At 39.7% G+C, this 18,439-nt stretch carries 17 protein-coding genes; 5 read left to right on the top strand and 12 right to left on the bottom strand.

Translation table 11 applies throughout. The features are described from left to right. Positions 1-655: 655 nt before the first annotated feature. A complete protein-coding gene (locus MHN81_RS20380) occupies positions 656-1,108 on the bottom strand; it encodes a hypothetical protein (protein ID WP_023398324.1) in 453 nt (150 codons plus the stop codon). 927 nt (positions 1,109-2,035) lie between these two features. Here MHN81_RS20380 and MHN81_RS20375 point away from each other — a divergent pair. Beyond that, entirely contained in the window at positions 2,036-3,034 is a 999-nt protein-coding gene (locus tag MHN81_RS20375) for a ChaN family lipoprotein (RefSeq protein WP_239426553.1), read from the top strand. Between the two features lie 304 nt (positions 3,035-3,338). Beyond that, positions 3,339-4,040, top strand: a complete 702-nt coding sequence (locus MHN81_RS20370) for a hypothetical protein (protein ID WP_023398326.1) — start codon at positions 3,339-3,341, stop codon at positions 4,038-4,040. 210 nt (positions 4,041-4,250) lie between these two features. Here MHN81_RS20370 and MHN81_RS20365 read toward each other — a convergent pair whose 3' ends face one another. The 6 genes from MHN81_RS20365 to MHN81_RS20340 form a co-directional block, all read right to left on the bottom strand. Then, a complete protein-coding gene (locus MHN81_RS20365) occupies positions 4,251-4,598 on the bottom strand; it encodes a VOC family protein (protein WP_239426552.1) in 348 nt (115 codons plus the stop codon). A gap of 66 nt (positions 4,599-4,664) precedes the next feature. Continuing rightward, the gene (locus MHN81_RS20360) at positions 4,665-5,975 is read right to left on the bottom strand and encodes an ATP-binding protein (RefSeq protein WP_239426551.1); all 1,311 of its coding nucleotides are present in this window, start codon (positions 5,973-5,975) and stop codon (positions 4,665-4,667) included. A 2-nt stretch (positions 5,976-5,977) separates the two neighbouring features. Further along, positions 5,978-7,303 carry a sigma-54 dependent transcriptional regulator gene (locus MHN81_RS20355; protein WP_023398329.1) on the bottom strand — a complete coding sequence of 442 codons (1,326 nt, stop codon included), beginning with the start codon at positions 7,301-7,303 and terminating at the stop codon, positions 5,978-5,980. Positions 7,304-7,372: 69 nt separating this feature from the next. Beyond that, positions 7,373-9,805 carry an ABC transporter permease gene (locus MHN81_RS20350; protein ID WP_023398330.1) on the bottom strand — a complete coding sequence of 811 codons (2,433 nt, stop codon included), beginning with the start codon at positions 9,803-9,805 and terminating at the stop codon, positions 7,373-7,375. Further along, entirely contained in the window at positions 9,802-10,539 is a 738-nt protein-coding gene (locus MHN81_RS20345) for an ABC transporter ATP-binding protein (RefSeq protein ID WP_023398331.1), read from the bottom strand. The genes MHN81_RS20350 and MHN81_RS20345 overlap by 4 nt, the downstream gene beginning before the upstream one ends. An 18-nt stretch (positions 10,540-10,557) precedes the next feature. Next, positions 10,558-11,811 carry an efflux RND transporter periplasmic adaptor subunit gene (locus tag MHN81_RS20340; protein WP_023398332.1) on the bottom strand — a complete coding sequence of 418 codons (1,254 nt, stop codon included), beginning with the start codon at positions 11,809-11,811 and terminating at the stop codon, positions 10,558-10,560. 378 nt (positions 11,812-12,189) lie between these two features. Between MHN81_RS20340 and MHN81_RS20335 the strand changes: the two genes are divergently transcribed. Further along, entirely contained in the window at positions 12,190-12,987 is a 798-nt protein-coding gene (locus tag MHN81_RS20335; RefSeq protein WP_023398333.1) for a tetratricopeptide repeat protein, read from the top strand. Between the two features lie 251 nt (positions 12,988-13,238). Here the strand turns inward: MHN81_RS20335 and MHN81_RS20330 are convergent, their stop codons facing one another. The 4 genes from MHN81_RS20330 to MHN81_RS20315 form a co-directional block, all read right to left on the bottom strand. Next, complete coding sequence (locus MHN81_RS20330; protein WP_023398334.1) at positions 13,239-13,784, bottom strand: DUF3421 domain-containing protein; 546 nt, start codon at positions 13,782-13,784, stop codon at positions 13,239-13,241. Positions 13,785-14,167: 383 nt separating this feature from the next. Then, entirely contained in the window at positions 14,168-15,175 is a 1,008-nt protein-coding gene (locus MHN81_RS20325) for a DUF2235 domain-containing protein (protein ID WP_239426550.1), read from the bottom strand. Positions 15,176-15,297: 122 nt separating this feature from the next. Further along, positions 15,298-15,615: a DUF1330 domain-containing protein gene (locus tag MHN81_RS20320; RefSeq protein ID WP_023398336.1), complete on the bottom strand. Its 318-nt coding sequence runs from the start codon at positions 15,613-15,615 to the stop codon at positions 15,298-15,300. A gap of 220 nt (positions 15,616-15,835) precedes the next feature. After that, positions 15,836-15,988 carry a hypothetical protein gene (locus MHN81_RS20315; protein WP_023398337.1) on the bottom strand — a complete coding sequence of 51 codons (153 nt, stop codon included), beginning with the start codon at positions 15,986-15,988 and terminating at the stop codon, positions 15,836-15,838. A 327-nt stretch (positions 15,989-16,315) separates the two neighbouring features. On the opposite strand from MHN81_RS20315, the gene MHN81_RS20310 reads away from it, so the two are divergent. Both MHN81_RS20310 and MHN81_RS20305 read left to right on the top strand, forming a co-directional pair. Then, positions 16,316-16,894 (top strand): nucleoside deaminase, encoded by a 579-nt coding sequence (locus tag MHN81_RS20310; RefSeq protein WP_239426549.1) that lies wholly within the window; start codon positions 16,316-16,318, stop codon positions 16,892-16,894. A gap of 362 nt (positions 16,895-17,256) precedes the next feature. Beyond that, a complete protein-coding gene (locus MHN81_RS20305; RefSeq protein ID WP_239426548.1) occupies positions 17,257-17,721 on the top strand; it encodes a hypothetical protein in 465 nt (154 codons plus the stop codon). Positions 17,722-17,829: 108 nt separating this feature from the next. On the opposite strand, the gene MHN81_RS20300 is transcribed toward MHN81_RS20305, so the two are convergent. Then, complete coding sequence (locus MHN81_RS20300; protein WP_023398340.1) at positions 17,830-18,405, bottom strand: YceI family protein; 576 nt, start codon at positions 18,403-18,405, stop codon at positions 17,830-17,832. Positions 18,406-18,439 lie beyond the last annotated feature (34 nt).

Genomic DNA, 18,439 nt, shown 5'->3' with positions numbered 1-18,439 from the left:
TGCCCAAACAAACATTGATATAACTCGGTAATGTGGCTCTGTGGGCACGCTATGAAAAATGGTAAATGCAGAACAATATGATGGATAAGGCCGTTGAGATAAACACGCCACCTTACTAATTAAAACTAACCTGACACTTCTTTCGGTATTTAATTTGCAACTTGGAGCACCAGAAGACTTTGCTAACTCACTCCTTAATTTAGTCACCTTACTAAATCTGCTTATGTTAGCGAGCTAAAGTATTGAATGTTCTATACCGAACCAACAATACGGTAGTTTATCAATACTGTTTTCGACAATATCGGCCTAAAAGCTAAGGTCAGGTACAAAGCAAACCCAAACTTAACGTAAGCTGCATTTAGCCATAGCAGCCGATTGTCACAATATTATTAGCACCAATAGATGCGTGAATGTATCTTATGTCACGAAATACTGGATAATTTGCTTCGCACATTAAGACGAAACGTTAGCCGAATGGTAGAAGGTTGTGCTTATGAATAGACTTGATTGCAATGATGAAATTGTTGCCAAAGACTCCTAGCGCTCTCCTCCAAGGGAAGTAACCAATGTGGGAGAAGAGAACTCGAAATTAAATAGCACTAAAAGTGCTATTTAATTTGAAAAGTTAAACAATAAATCTATGTGTTTAACTTAATTAAAATTGCTCTGAACTTGCGTTTAATTGCTCTTCAGTTACATCATGTGTGAACGGCGTGATCACAGGACCGCTGCCATACCAGAACATGCCGTATGCACAAGAGTTTAAGTTTTCCCATGTACCATCTTTGTAAAGAACACGTGTTGCACATGCTTCTGCACTGCCACTTGGCTCTCTTGTGCTATTGCTAAATACACAGTATTGTCCTTTTCTGCAATCCCAACGGCCAGAAGTACCACTATAATTCCACGTTACTTCTGCGATTGGCTTACTCGACGTGAGCCTAAATATGACCTCGGTCGCAGGTGAGCTAGCTTGGCTAGAGCAAAACTGAGGCGTAAACTCTTGAGGTGTAGGTGTACCACTTATCAAACATTCAACCACAGCGGCTTGTGCTGATACACTGGCCATACCCAAACCCAATGCTGCAAGTAAAGTAAGTTTTTTCATTTTACAAATCATCCTTTAATATTTTTTTAATTCATTGCTTTTTATTTAGCCACCAAGCCAATATCACAAAATGCAAATATAAATTTTAAAAAGTGAAATCTAATTAACTCCAAAAGTTAAAATCACGAACTTAAAAAACTGCAATTGCGCTATAAGGCTCAATTTTTATAGCCCCTCATTACTACTCACCATATTTTTTCCAGTGTGCAGAAACAGAGACCGAAATAAAATGACACCACCACTGCGAAAAAGTCAACCAAAGCAACAGTAAATTGAAAAATATAAGGTTTTAAAATATAAGATAATATGATATGCAATTGATTTATCAGAACATAAATCTCAAAACAAAAACCTACAGTAATTTAACAAGGTTCTCAATGAATAATCCCAATTTATGCAAAACAATATCTTCGAGTGAAACAGCATCACTATAAGATTACTCGTTATAAAAAAGTGACTTACGGGCGACTGTTTAGTGCCGCGAAATAACTGTGAATTACATGGCGAAAGGTGGCCTTCTAGGCGGCACTTAATGAGGTTGCAAATTGCTCGACTAAGATAGGCTCAATTTTGGCGAGAAGAGCAAAAGACAATTCAAGCCTATTACGAATAGCTTAATGACTTTTAATCGATAAGCTATTCAGTAGTTTAGGACAATGATTTAAAGCGTTTTTTGACTGACAAGTGTCGACAAAAGTAGCGACGATAATAAAACATTCTTCAAAATTTAAATCCCTATTTTAATTGAATACTGTTAGTTCTATCCACTACGGATATTAAATTAATCATTTTCAATAAGTTATGTAGAAAGCAACGATATAACCGCACAACCAGCCAAGCTCGACACCTGTAATGAGAACAGTTATCATTACCATGATATTCAATTGAATATCGGTTTCTGGAATTTATTAGAACATCGGAATTTTCATGATAAAAACAATGCACTTAAAAGCAGCTCTATTGCTAACTACTTCAACGTTGTTGATGCAAGGTTGCGTTACCACACACCAAGATAAAACGCACTCACACAGCATTGTTACGCTGCACGATTACACTTTATACGATGCAAATAACAAGCAGCAAATCGATATTAAAAAACTCGGATCACACCTAAACAACGCCGACGTGATCTTTGTGGGTGAATATCACACCCACAGTGCTTCTCACCGCCTTCAAGCCGATTTACTACCCTTGATATATCAACAAAATCCAAACTTAATACTGAGCTTTGAGCAGTTCACACGCGATAAACAAGATGTGCTGGAGCAGTACATAAATAATGAAATTGGAGAGCAAACCTTGATAAAACAATCCAATGCGTGGGATAACTACCAAAGTGACTATCGCCCCTTGGTTGAATTTGCCAAACAATACAAACTGACAACTGTCGCAGCCAATACGCCATTGAGCGTTGTACGTTGCGTCGCGCGCAAAGGGCCGGAGTATATAAATAACTTTGATAAACAGCACCAAAACTGGGTTGCAAAAGATATCACCACCAGCTCACAGGCATATCAAGACAAGTTTATTGAAGCGATGAGTCACCATGGTTCAAAAGCTGATAAAAAGTCGGGTCCAGTGAAGTTAAGCAATAGTTTTTACGCCCAACTAGCTCGCGATAATACAATGGCAGAGTCTATTTACAATGCGCTCAAATCAAACCCAGCAAGCCGTGTTATTCATTTCAATGGGTCATTTCATAGCAACTATCATCTTGGTACTGTTGATGCGTTGAAGCGACTGGACCCGAAACTCAATATTGCTGTGGTCAGCCCGCAATTTCTCGATGATGCAATTGATTGGAGCACGGGTGATTTTATATACACCATAAAAGCACTTCCAGAACGTTATATAAAAAAAGAAAACTTAAATAAAGCTATCAAAGAAATGATGAAAAAGCGCAAAGAAACGCAATGTGAGCTGTGATCACAGGTATATGAGACTCAAGTGAATAGGCTTGAGTTTCTTTATTCTTTTTAAAGAATCAGCATTTTTCCAATGGTTAGCTTTCTATCAAAAAGCGGATATTTGGATTGTCAGATATCTCACCCACACGAAACAAACCACAGTAACACCTCATAAAAACGGCTCAATTCTTCCTGCCCGTGCGCCTTGTTTATTGTATTCGATGCTGAACTGCAAGATTACTTTGTTAAGCACAGATTAATCTGTCATTAAGATAGCAACCGACATACTGTGAGAGGATAATAAATTAAACTCTAGGAAAACAATGAAATATATAGCTGTTGTTCTGGGCGTACTACTTGCGTCAGGCTGCTCAACATCTTCTACACACAGGCCATCAGACTATCAGATGGAAACCAATGCGCCGCAATCAGCCGTGAGCTTATTTTCGAATGACGGTCCTAGTATGAGCGATGCTCAAATCAAACAAGCGCTAGCTCATCGAATTTCACTGCCTCATGTAAATCGTATCGCCATTATCAATTTATCGACCCCAAAAAATTCACGAATGCGCTCACAAGAATTCGTGCAAATAGACAATGAGATGATTACGCACTTTATTGATAAGCTGAAAAGCTCACATAGGATATACGACGCTTCTTTCCTACCAACATTATTGTTACCAGAGCAAAAAACCGTTCCCTTTTTACGAGAAGCTGCGGCCCGTTATCAAGCGGACCTTATTTTAGTTTACAAAAATGGATGTGATAACTTTAAACAGCTTCGATTTTTTGAACAAGACCGAGTGCGTTCATATTGCTCTACTGAAGCTGTGTTGATAGACACAAGAACAGGAATTGTGCCATTTACACTCACCTCAACCAAACAATATACTGTAAATAGAAATGCTGAAGAGTTAAATTTTTACGAGACCTTGAGAAAAGCAGAACTAAAAGCAATTAACGCCGGTTTAAGTGAAGTTGCCACAAAACTAACATCACATATTGAAGCCACCCCAAAACTATAAGCAACAACCAATAGAGCCAATGGCACACTTACATTGTGCCATTAAAACATCTATTAAAAATCAGGCAAGTTGAGTAAACGGTTCACTATGACTCCCATACTTTTAGCACCCCACTGACGAAGCGAAACACATTTAGTTCTAGAGAGTTTAGGGCCGCAGTGATAACTGTAGATGCTCTGCTAGTTTTGTTACTTGAAATATAGTTACTTTTTAAACTTCAATGACCGAAAAGATATTTCCACTGTTGTCATGCATATGAGTCATAATACCGCCCCAGTTTTGTTTCTCTGGTTCGTTTGAGAACAATACGCCTCGCGCACAAGCCTCGCTATAGAAGGTTTTTATGTCTTCGACGGCGAGACTAAAGCCAAGGTATCGCCCACATTCAAACTCGCCTTGTTCTTCTGGCTCCAAAATCAATTGAACGTTTTGCAGTTGCATGCCAACAAAACCTTCAGAAGGCGATCCGAATGCGGGATTTAATCCCAATTTATCTACATAAAAGGCTTGTGCATCTTTGAGGTTTTGACAGGGTATTCGAATTGCTGCAAGTTTCATTTGTGCTCCGACTGGCCAAGTTATATCAGTATCTAGTTCTGGCTAAATATAAGGTGTTATATACTATTAAGACGAAATAGTGTCAGATTCTTTAACCTGATTTGGTAACTCAATACGTGCAACAGCTCCGTCAGCATCTGTTCTACTATTTAGAGTTAATTCTCCCCCTTGTGCACGAATAATTTCTCTGCTCAGTACCAAGCCAATTCCATTACCTTGCTCTTTTGTTGAATAAAAAGGCGTAAATAAATTGTCAGTATTGCTGACCCCTTCACCATTGTCTAAAACGTCAATTTGACAACCTTCGTTTTGTAAGCTCAGTGTCAACTCCACCCTTTGAGAGCCTATTACCTCATTGGCTTGTTGTGCATTTTTGACCAGATTCAACAGTGCTTGTTCCAATTGTTCAACGTCACAAAATAGAGATAAATTTTGCCCAGTAAGCAGCTTAACGGAAACTGTGGGAAATAAGGCCTGCAAACGCAGCAACAAACCAGAAGCAGTGATGTAGCTCTTTTGTGGAACGGGTAATTGAGACAACTTCGAATAGTTAGCAACAAAGCTTAGTAAATGTTCTGAGCGCTTTTCAATCACATTCAACATAGTATCTTTGAGCGCTTCGTTCGATTGATTTGGCAGCTCTTTTAATGACTGAGCCATTGAGTAAATAGGCGTCAATGAGTTTCTAACTTCATGGTTGAGGACTCGCACGAGTTTTTGCCAAGCTTGCTGCTCATTGCGTCGCAATGATTGCTCTATGGATACGTACACCATCAATTGGTACTTTCTTTGACCTCGATACAAACTGTGTTCAACAACTTTAAATCTTTGATTTTGCTTTAAAGTTTGCCACCTACCTTGCACTTGTTCCAATTCCAACTGAGCGGTACTAAATCCTGTGATATTTTTACCATGGTAAAACGCCTCAGCCGCCCTATTGTGATGATAAACATGATAGTGGTGATCGAGCACCACTATCGGCAAGTCTAGTTCATTGATAAAATCAAAGATAAAAGTCTCATTCTGCAAATACTCTTGCCGTTTGTTTTTCATGCGCTCTGCTATCGTTTTGAGGTCAACTTTAATCTGTGCAACGCGTCCTTTTTTATACTTAGCTAGATGCCATACCGTAAACTCTTCATTTGCCAATCCGTCCAGTTGCACCGCGACGCCCTCTAAGCACCTAAATATTCGCTGGTAAGCTTTATACAATGCAAACAAACTCGGTAACAAGACAGCCAATATCAAAGTGAAAGACGTTAGTGTATCCAACGCTAAGTTAATAGAAGTCCAAACGGCAAACAGAGTGATGGTGCAAAGAGGTACGAAAAACAACCAAATTAGGCTGCTCTCCAATGAGGCTGGCTGGATTTTCATTTTTAGTCTTTTACCTGAATGTTAAACTTATCCACGCGACGATAAATTGCAGATTTACTCAAACCTAAAAACTCTCCCGCTCTAACAACATTACCATCAAAGTGATCTATCGCGTTGAGGATCAGTTTTTTTTCTGCTTGTTCTAATGTCATCAAAGGCAATGGCAATAATGTTTCGTCACTGGGTTGAATTTGCACATCTTGAGCTTGAATGACGTTAGTATCTGCCATGATCACTGCCCGCTCTAATACATGAGATAATTCCCTCATATTCCCTGGCCAATGATAAGATTTTAGCTTTTTGTGGGCTTGTTCACTCAACGCCACATCCGTACGACCATATTTATTCATGTGTTTTGCAATGAAATACTCAGCAAAAGCTGCTATTTCATCCAAACGCTCTCGCAACGGCGGCAGCTCTATCACCAAAGTATTGAGACGGAATAACAAGTCACGCCTAAACTCGCCCTGCGCGATGAGCTTATTTAAATCAGCATTGGTTGCTGAAATTACTCGAGCATTGCTGCGCTTTGATGTCGAACACCCGACTTCTTCATATTCTCCACTTTCCAGTACTCGTAACAGTTTTGCTTGCAAAGCTATGGGCAAACAACCAACTTCATCAAGAAACAAACTTGAGTCATTGGCGAGTGTAAATCGGCCAGTACGATTTTCTTTGGCATCTGTAAAAGCCCCTTTTTTATGACCAAACAACTCACTTTCGAATAAGTTTTCAGGTATCGCAGCCATGTTCACACTGATCATCTCGTGACTTGCTCGCAAACTTTCATCATGAATATATTCAGCTAGCAGGCTTTTTCCAGTACCGTTTTCACCGGTGATCAATATATTCGCTTGTGTTTTTGCAATGCGCTGCGCTTTTTCTAGAAGTTGCTTACTCTGCGTACTAAAAGCCAAAAATCGTGACTGTGTAGATGTGGTTTGCTGCGAATCTATTTGTATCGTTGCTCCTTGCACCGCTTCTAATAAACGCGCATTTTTCCAAGGTTTTTCGATAAAGTCACAAGCCCCCTTTTGCATAGCTTGCACTGCTAAGTCTATTTTGGCCCATGCCGTGATTACGATAACTGGGATGGTATAGTTGAGCGATTGAAGTTTAGATAAAAAAGCCAATCCTTCCTGTCCTGAAGTAGTATCTTGGCTAAAATTCATATCCAGCAATATCAAATCTATCTGATTTTGCTCCAAGCTAGTCATTGCAGCACTCGGGTGCTGAGCTTCTAAACAATGAAAACCATGACTTTCAAGCACGATCCGTGCACTGAGGCGAACATCAATTAAATCATCCACAATTAAAACTGTTTTCATATTTCCTTACTAATCATCAATTATTGTTTGGAAAGCGGACTTAGGATCTACGCCTAAGTCCACTACGTATTACTCTTGACGTAATGACGCCATCGGTTTCGCACCCAATATTTTGCTCATCGGGTATAAAGTTGCGAATAACGCAAATACCGCAATTCCTGTACTTACCGCCGTCAACCACAGAGGGTTAACCAACATATAGTCGCTAATTTGTTCTACAAAAAACGTGTAACCTACTACACAAAGCAGGACCGCTAAGACGAAAGCAAGTGCCAATGGGACAATAGTGTCCTGAAATAGCTCTCTATACAATCTTTTGCTTTTTGCGCCTAATGCCATACGTATGCCTAATTCATAGCGACGTAGCCCTAGGTTATAACTCAGCACACCATAGATACCAACACCCGCTAACACTAACGTAAACAATGCGAGCAAAATACATAAGTTTCGTGTGATCCGCTCCATATGTGTCATAAGCCCGTACTCTTTTTCCAAATTGGTTAAGCGCCATATGCCTGTACGTTGATCTACGCTTCGAGCCGCCGTAAACAATGTCTCTCGGCTTAAACTTTTCCCTTCTTCCATCTTGACGATATATGGAAAAGCATAAGGCTGAGATGCCCACCAAAAATGACGCCCTTGGTGTCTGCCAAATGATCTAGGGTGATTAAAGTTTTCTGTTATGCCAACCACCTCAACTGGATTGTCTGGGTCAAAGCTCATAAAAGTTTCGCCAATCAAACTTCCACCAGGCTTGAGTAAATCGTTGACCGCTTTTGTCACTAAAAACTCATGTTTTTCTCCACGCATGGCCGCTTCACTAAAGGTGCGCCCTTCAATGATTTTTAATCCAGTAACATCAAAATAGTCCATACCAACCCAAGCTTGGGGGATAAACACACTTTCGTTTCCTGCCATATCAGTAACTGTACTGGCTCGAGTATTGTACTGCACTGGACTACTGCCATGGGCCACTTTTGCGACGCCATCTATTTTGTATAGCGCCTCTCTATACGCTTCAATAAATCGATAACGCTCAGCAATGCTTTCTTCCATATCTTGAATAAATAGGTGCACCGCATAGAAGTTTTCTGTTTTACTTCCTAGTGGACGATTTAGTGTCTCTAGCGTTTTGCTAAGCACCATCGTTGCGCCAATGACCAAAGTTGAAGCTAAAAACAGCTGCACTGCAACCATCATCTTCACTGTCGTTGCGCTTACTTGGCTGACAGCCCCTTTGCCAGATGACTGAATCTGAGCACGCAATTTGGTAAAGTTAATAAGGCGACTTGTGATAAATGCAAATAGCCAAGCTAATAGAACGCATACAAGTAAAGCACTGAGCAATACCGTGCTGTCCAATGATAGATCAGAGATTAAAGGTAAAAAGCCAGTGCTTAAAGAAACAAAGAGCTTTATCCCCCATGCAGCTAAAAACAATGCCACCAGCACAGACGCAGTCATTAAAACCGAAGTTTCCAATAAAATACTTTGAAACAATACACGACGCTTTGCGCCTAAAACCGCTTGAAGAGCGAGTTGCTTGTGTTTCACAACAGCCCTTGAGACAAATAAATTACTGACATTTAAAAGTGCAATTAATAGCAAACCCGTAACACCCGCTAGCAACAAAATCGCGAGTTTGTTGTTGTCACCTAATTCAGCTTTGCGAAAACTCGTTACAATGGGCACTAAGTCAACGATGTTTGGGAAACCCTCTACCCATTGCGCTTTTATCTCTTGCAGTGATTGATGCAAATGCGTTTTTGCAGTGGCGTTGGTTTCGCCCGGTTTTAAAACACCAATTAATTTAAGTGTGCCAAATAAATTGTACCAAGGGCTTGGATCTTCCTCTCGGAAATAACGTCTATCCGCGCTAAACTTAAACCAGATTTGTGCTTTGCCATCATTGAACATAAACGGATCGGTATAATTTTGTCCAACCACACCAACAACGGTAAACTGCATACCCTCCATCGTTAGACTTTGCCCTATAGCTTGTTCACTTCCGTCAAAGTAGCGCTGCCAAATTTGGTAGGAGATCATCACCTCCTGCACTTTTTCGTCTAAAACCTGCACGTTTGCAATATGCCGGCCTAGCATCACTGGCACTCTAAATAATTCGTAGTACTCATCAGTTGCATAAGTTACATCTAATTTTGGCTGACCAGGTAAGTTAGTCACAATCTCCTGACCAGTGCTCACCGCGGCCGCTTTTTCAAATACTTGCTGTGTTTTGTACCATTGCTCTATAGACTGGAAGCTTTGATATCCTGGGCTGTTTTTGTCTGCAAATACATTGTCTTGCTCGACAATAACCAAACGCTCTTCATGCTCTACATTTAAAGGTTTGATAAAATAATTGCTGAATAAACTCATTACTACAAAGAAACATGCCAGTGTAAGTGACAGAGTCAGTATGATTGCGACAGAAAACCCTTTTGCTTGTCTAAGGGACTGAATTGCCAGTTTGAGTTGGTTGGAAAACCGAATGATATTCATGCTATTTCCCTCTTTGCTGGCGCATTATCACTGTGGTTTATTTCAGACTTAGTGTGCAACACCGATCCATCTAACAACTTAACCTGCTGTTTCGCGTAACCCGCGTAACGCGGATCGTGCGTTACCATGCAAATAGTAGTGCCTTGCTCATTCAGCGTATCGAGTATTGCCATCACCGCATCACCATTTTTAGAGTCCAAGTTTCCCGTGGGTTCATCAACTAAGAGGATACTAGGTTCTCCGGCCAATGCCCTTGCTATTGCAACACGTTGCTGCTGACCACCTGAGAGTTGATTGGGCTTATGATTGGCCCGGTGATCTATTTCGACTTGAGACAAAGCGTGATTGACGCGCTGTGTTATTTCTGATTGGCTCAAGGGCTGTTCTCGATAAATAAGAGGCAATGCCACATTGTCAAAGACAGACAGCTCATCAATTAAATTAAACGATTGAAAAATAAAGCCTATATGTAAGTTTCTCAGCTCTGCAAGGGTGTCGGCATCCAAACTCTGAGTATCCACCCCTTCAATTTTATAAGAGCCCGAACTGATATCGTCCAACAGGCCCATTAAACTTAACAGGGTAGATTTTCCACAACCTGAGGGCCCACTTATTGCAACATAGTCCCCTTTGTAAATACTTAAATTGATGTTAGTAAGTGCGTGTGTTTCAACGTTTTCACTGACGTAAACTTTTGAAACGTCTGTTAGCTCGATAACTGGTGTATTAGCCATAATTGCGTCCTTTTGAATTTATTGAGTTATTTTTATTTCTTCGAGATGTTTAAAATCGGACATGTCCGAGATCACAACTTGCTCGCCGGCCTTTACACCAGTTCGAATTTCGATGGCGTTACCGGCGAGTGTACCAAACTCTATTGGGGTTTTAACTAGTTGATTTGTTTCTTCATTGAGAACGTACAAAGCTGCAGTACTTTGTTCCGCTATGTAGCTAGGCCTTTGCAGAGATAACGCGCTAGCCTTTGTTTCTGTAATGATTCGTCCTTCAATTGACAGTTCAGGTCGAGCGTTGTCAGGCAAAGTACCTGTTAGCTCAAGCTCAATTGCAATTCGCCCATCTCTAACAACTGGGTCTATGCGATTAACACGTGCTTGAACTTCTCCACTGAAGGTGTTGATAATGCCAAGCTGACCGACCTGTACCCTACTAGCTTGTTTTTCTGGCACTTGTAGGTCAGCCAATAACGACATCTCACTGCCGACTAAAGCCAAAGGCGCACCAACTTGTACCGATTGGCCCTGTTCAATATTCACCTCTTGGAGCATACCTTCTATTCCGGCTTTAACTTGTAAATTGCGAACGTCGGCATCCGCAGCTTGGTAACTTAACTCCACTTCTCTCATTAACTCTTGTTCAATCTGCAAGCGCTGAGTGTGAAGGGCTTTGGTTTGTTGCAGCTGTAATTGTGCAAGCTTGACGCGCTCAGTAAGCTGATTTACTTCTAGTTGTGAGCGCTTATGATCAAGGGCCGATACTATTCCCTTGGCAATCAATTTTGCTTCAGCTTCTTCTCTGATCTGTGCATTGGCCAGCTCACTTTTTAGCAAAGTCAGCTGTCCTCTTTGGGTCAGCAGCGCACTATGTTGACTGAGCTTGAGCGCTTCAAAACTGGCTTTTTGTCTCGCTAGTGCAAGGCGGCTACGATTGAGGGTTTGCAACAAATCTGGATTAGAAAGGCGCATAATAACGGTATCATGACTGACACGACTGCCGGGTAAATGGAAAATTTCTTCTACTTGAGAGCGATGACTTGCTGTTATAAAGCGACTTTGCTTAGAGCGCAATTGACCGTACCCTGAAACCGCTAAGCTCAGCTGCCCGCTTTGAACTTGCGCAAAAACCAGACTCGGAGCATCTACCTCTTCGTTCTTCACATCCATAAATGCGACACCGAACAGGAATGCGCAGCTGGTGACACCGAAAACTAGCGATTTAACCGGAAATTTTCGCTGTTTATTTTTAGCAAGGGATGCTTTTATATCCATATTTGACCTTAGTGTTTGTTTTAAAACACTAAGGCGAATTACATGCCAATATTAAACTACTGATTTAATTTAATATTTTTAATTTCATAGCTAAGATCTCTTCCCATTTTTGGGAAGATAGTTTCAATTTTGGGATGGCTGGCTTGTCACAGCTTCCTATTGAAAAGTCTGCACTTCAAAAGCGTAATTCAATTACTCATGGCTTATTGCACATGCGTAGCGAGAAAACAAACTCTTAGTAGGCTTACCAAAAAGTTTCTTTATTTATACTGCAAGCTAGTCTAGCATTGCGCCCTGTTTTTTTATGGGTGGTCCAATAATGCAGTTTTCACTGCCATACGACCTACCAAGATTTGATGCTAACCTAGTAGGAAACCGATGCCTAAAATTTTTACCTCGCTCATTTGTCTGTTTAGCTCCTTACTGTGCGTATACACCGTTGAAGCGCACGAGACACCGAAGAGTACCCAGTACAAAGAAGGGGATTTTTATGTAAAACAAAAAGATAAATGGGAAACATTGAAAATAATCAATGTTGATAGTGACAACCCTGATGACACAACATTGCATGTAACTTTTTTTCAACATTCTGAAAAAAAGCCTACCGAATCAAGTGTCGAACAACTCGGGGTTTTAGTGGGCCACACGCCTTTATCAACTGAAGCGCTAGCCGAAGACTGGGAATTAATAGGAAATAAACCAGTGAAAAAAAGCGAGCTCGGCTACTTCCATGAATACTTAAAACACAGTAACTTCCAAAAATATGCACATGTTACCGGGCAAACTGTTGAAGAGCTGATCGCTTTAGCAAATACAAAATATAAAGAAGCATATTCGCTTAGTGAGCAAAAAAAGTTTAATGACGCAATATCTTTATACCTTGAAGCGCTAAATATATTTCCAATGTTTTATGAAGCCATTGATAACATTGCCTTCATTTATATGGATACTGGCGACTGTCAAGAAGCTCTCAAATACTTTGATCACTCTCTATCGATTAATCCTAGTAATGTTACTGCTCGCTACTATATGGGCCAATGTTATATTCAACTTCGAGAATATCAAGCTGCGGCGAGTCTATACAAAGACACAATGGAGCAATTCCCGAATGAGAAAGAAGCGTTTGAGAAGACTTATTTACTCTTACTTGACGTACTAAAAGAGACTGAACAATAAAGGCGCTTCAAGCCAAACACTAAAACCCCCTTTATTAATTTTATCTTTTAGTTGTGTGTTTTCTCTGAAAAGTGCAGAGCAAGCTTATTGGAGTTAACACACATAAATTCGAACTCTCCCCACTCAATACATTTTCAAATCAAAAAACATACATTATAAAAAATCACAGTTTCGAAGTTAAAAAATGAGTACTCACCTTTGAGCAGGAAAGTAAAAAAGCAAAGCTGAGATAGCTTTGCTTAGAAAATATGTTAGTTTGCCACAAGTATCCAAGCAGGTGAACGCCAGTAGTCAATATCAATATGTGTTCTGTCTCCTTCCCTTTCACCAGTTGTCAAATAACAACGATCCTGATTAGGGATATATTTACCAACTACTTTGATTTTACCATAACCGTTAATAAACTTTTCTGCCATACAGTGATAAGAATACTCACCAGAGTCGCGCGCTCCACCAGTGATTTCTTTACCTGTTAAGTTGTAACCTCGGCCTATTCTTTTCCATGTATAGCCACCGCTAGGCGCCATTAGAATTGAATAATCACTGTTACGCCAATTTTTTTTGTATTCTACATAGCAGTTGCCATCTGCACTTACTACACCCGGAACACGTCTGCCATCAATACAAACCATAGGGTCAAATTGATTACCATTTAATGGCGCTTTTACACCAGGGCCGTTGTAACCATTATTAATATAATCTTGCTGGCTAAAAGGTACGTAATTGCCCATTGTTGCTGCTTGCACGCTAACAGTGAATAAAATAGAGGCAACACCTGCCAAGTACTTAGTTGTCATAATTTTCCTTAAATACACAATAAGTAGCATGTTTAACTATGCTAATAAATTCATCCCAAAATCGGGAAAACAAAAATAACAAAACACTCAAACCAAGTAAATATATTTTATACAATATTCAAATGTTTTTTAAATTAGTTTCATTGCAAAAAAAACAATATAACTCAAATTGCAATAACTGAGGTTTACCCAATAAAATTTTGGTATTGCCTGAAAATTATAGGTGTGAAGTGACTCGTGATTATGATATTAACTGGCAGAATAAAAATATATTGCTGGCGATAAACGCGAGTTTATTATTAGATACCCCATACATATGCAAGGAGTATCTATTTAATATTTATCAAATTTCATGATATGTTTGAGTACGAAGTATATGGCAGTTAGCTGGGATTACTTACCTTCTCCATAAATTCAATTGCATTCACCGGCTGGTAGCATTCGCTTTCTGAAATGCGCCGATATACACTGTCGTGCAGTGACTCATTGGTACGCTGTCCTACACCCAATTTGCGTATTTTTTCTGTAATTTTATACACCCAGCTCATCGAATCTCTATATTCATCTAAATGATAGGGTCGATAGTAAGATAAAAATCGTTCATTAAAGACTAAGCCATGCTCAGTCGCTCTCTCTTTAATCCAATGCAGTGAGATGTTTGCAAGCCCATCTTGAGAGTACCCACCGCCTACATTACTGTGACTACCTGCAAACCATTTTTGCTCAAGAGTTTGAGTTGAACCTTCTGGTAATGTCCAAATTGCCGGCTTAAAAGGCCCACGCTTTTCATCAATTGCCAAAGCGTGATAAGCATGTTCAATGTTGTCTGTTAGACTGACATCATGAAATTGATAGCGACGATTAATTAAATCAAAGTCAAATGGCAAACCTAGCGCGCCAACTGTATCCCAAACACCTACGAACTTAATCGATACGTCTGTACACTTGTGCTCTGTTTTGAATGCATCAACTTCTGTGTCGGATGCCCTATTACGGTAGAGCCTGTAAGCCTCTGGCATATAAAAAGCGTGATCTTTGGGCAACAGCCCTATTTTATTGATAAGCCCAATCACACTTCGAATAGTATAAGCCCCTCGGCTAAAACCAAAGCCATAAATCTCATCTCCTGGCTGATAATTTAAAACCAAAAATTGATAGGCACGCAGTACATTTTGCGATAGACCGAGGCCAAAACCGCCTCCGAGAATTTTATCCATTCCCCAATGTGTACCAACGCCTTCACTATAGTACACAACTTGATGAACGCCATTTGGGCAAACTTGCTCAACACCTCTGGCCAACTTAACAACATTGGTTGGTTTTCTTTTACCACGATCATATTGCGCAGGCTTATTCCACGTCCCATCCATACACAACACTAATCTTTTCATCACTTTTCCTTTTTAAATCAGCACGATTAAGAATTGACGCTAAGATACAATTAAACTCATTGATAAAAAAGGGCAATTTTCACCTTTACCTTAAATTAAACAAACTCGCTAAGCATTCACTGCTACGCGTCTGATTCAACTACTTCGTACTCGCGAATAATGGTGATATCTCTGACAGATGGCGCAAAATATTTAGCCTTTACGACTTGATACTCTGGCGCATCAAAAAATGATGTCATGACGTTTTTATTTGGGAACCGAATAGTAAATACTCGGTTGATGTTTTGCGAGACTTCGCTTTTTAGTACTTCTTCAATACGGAAGTCATATCCGAACTCTCCACCCATTGACCTTAAAATGGGTTTCATCGCTTCACGATATTCACTATATAAGATATCGTCCTTCACATCTAAACCTACTAACATTTCATAGACTGTCATGTTTTTTCCTATTGTGTACAAATCCGGCATTACTGTTTAAACAAACTCACTGGCCTGGTAGTTTTTATTACTATTGTTGTGCTATTGCGTACCTAACTCGCTCGTCGTATTCATCACTTTGACTCTAACCAATCCTTTCATTGCGTTAAGCCTAATTGACATTAATGTTATGACACTATTTCTCGGGGGTAGATTGGAGGTGGGACCACCTCCGAAGTGTTTATTTAATAACATCTGTATCACAGAAAATCAAAATGGAAGTGATACCTTTTAACTCAGCCCCTCCTGCAATCTTTTTTGTGTCCTGTGGGGTTAAATGTGTATCTGCTACTACAAGTTTTTTTAAGTTTGCTTTTTTTAATACAGGTTTCATTTTTCTATTCCTTGTTTATTGTTAAAGTGTTGATTTATTGTGCTTTTGTTTAATTTTAAGTCAATACTATTTTGATGCTCTTTATTTTTCAACATTTATATTTGAGTTTTTCCCTATTGCTTAAGCCTATTATCATTTATCGGCTTATGTGATCTGAAGACGCAAAAGGTCAGGAGTTCAATTATTTAGGAAACAAGGCCTATCTTGAAAGAAACACACCATTACCACAATCGCTAATTTGTACTAAGTATTATTGTCACAGCCTTCACAATTGCTCCTCAATGATCTTTTATATAGTACTGTAATTGTATTTTTTTGGATAAAATCATGCTAGCGCCACTCTTTACACACGATACCCAAATTAATGATACTTCGCTCAACGTCGTTGCTCATATGCCAACAGCGAGTTTATCAACATTATTGTCTAACGAGTTTACTGCAAGGCTAAGTGATTCTGATTATATGCGGGTCGCAGTGTTGCTTGCGAAAAAAAGCTATGACGAAGGCGGCTGCCCTATTGGCGCAGTAATTGTCAATAATCAAACTAAAGAAATTGTGGGCAAAGGACACAATACACTCGTGCAAGAGTCCCATCCGTATAACCATGGTGAAACTTCTGCGATTAGAGATGCTGGCAGAATAGACTTTTCTCAGACGACCTTATACACCAGTTTAAGTCCCTGTGATGTATGTGCCACTTTGTTATATATGCGTGGATTTAACCGTGTGGTGGTTGGCGACGTGAGCAACGCCTGTGGCAATGAAGGGTTATTGAAAGAAAAAGGAATTATTGTCGACATCCTTGAAGACCAGATGGGTATAAGCCAATACGCTCAGTTTAGAAAAGAAAAACCAAACCAAGATCTGGAAGACTGGCAAGGTTTAGCGGCAATACCTAGATCGTAAGGAATACTAAACGCACCTATTTCAAATTTGATTTGTTAGGGTTCCAGATAATTTCGCTGCGATTAAACTTCAACATTCAACAATAAAAGAACAGTATTCTTTCGTTCAAGCGTTATAAACTTAAAGGTATTTATATACCTTTAAGCTACCCTCATTCACACTGCGAATAGACCTCAGTTAAACCATTTATTGAGTATTCCAATTATATCGTATTGAGCTGTGATATCTTGCGACTTAAGATGCATTAATCGTTAATTGAGTAATAGCACATGACACTTGACTCCCACATTCTATATTTTCTAATTATCAGTTGTGAAATTGCTTTTTGGGTTGCACTTTTAAGCGGTTTTGCAGTGAGGTACATGTTTGGAAAACGAAAAGCAAGCTCTGTAATTTTGGCTTGTGTACCACTGATTGATTTGCTGCTATTGATGTTTGTTATCTATGATCTACTCAATGGTAGCTACGCAACATTTGCCCATGGCCTCGCTACTGCTTATATAGGATTTACCATTGCATTTGGGCCTCTGTTAGTTGGCTGTGTAGATAAATGGTTTTCATACAAGTTTTCTCAAGGTCCGTCTCCGGTACCGACAGCTTTAACTGGCTGGCAAGCGGTCTTAGACGAACTTAAACTCTGGTTTAGATGCATTTTGGCAGTGTTGATTATTTATGTTTTGCTTATCTTAATTGTCGTTTTAGTCGACGATCCCGCTAAAACACACGCAATAACCATATGGTTTAAGATACCTGTATTTACTGTTTTGTTTTGGTTTATCTTTGGACCTGTGTGGTCCATGGTCTTTTTTAAACGGAGCTCAAACTAATTGTTGATAGTAAGTTGGTTTTACAGTTGGACGGGGGTTATCACAAAGGCGTGCTGTCAATCAGAGTTGACTAGTAATCATCTCTGATTGACAGTTCGGCATCAGCCTTTACAGGCGAATACCTTCAATATGTAGCTCTAAAGTCACATGCGTAGATGCAGGGCCAAGGTTATAATCAATCCCAAAATCTTTTAGCTTTAGCGATGTTTCACCAGAGAAGCCTACACGGTAGCCACCCCAAGGATCTTTACCTTCACCAATTTTTTCGACTGGGAAAGTAATGGTTCTTTTAACACCGTTTAACTCAAGTAAACCTGTCAGCTTTGCTTCTGTGTCACTGACTTGCTCATACTTTGTGCTTTCAAAAGTTGCTTTTGGAAACTGTTTAACGTTCAAAAAATCCTTGCCTCGAAGGTGTTTGTCACGCTCTGCATGGTTCGAATCTATACTTGCCGTATTGATCACAATGTTGATTTTTGAATCATTCGGCTTGTTTTTGTCATAGTTAAATTTGCCGTCAAAATCGTTAAACCTACCCGTCAACCAGCTATACCCTAAGTGCTTAATTTTAAAGTTGATGAAAGCATGTGCTCCCGCTTTATCTACTTTATATTCCGCGGCGTTTGCAACACCCGACATCACTAAACCAGTTGCTAAAATCGCACTAACGATACGCTTTTTCATATATAGCCCTCTAATAATTTTCTATAATTCTTAA

This window comes from Pseudoalteromonas sp. Of7M-16 (assembly GCF_022347805.1).
Lineage (GTDB): Bacteria > Pseudomonadota > Gammaproteobacteria > Enterobacterales > Alteromonadaceae > Pseudoalteromonas > Pseudoalteromonas luteoviolacea_F.
The sequence above is the reverse complement of the archived record's forward strand: the minus strand, read 5'-3'. Positions and strand labels throughout refer to the sequence as shown.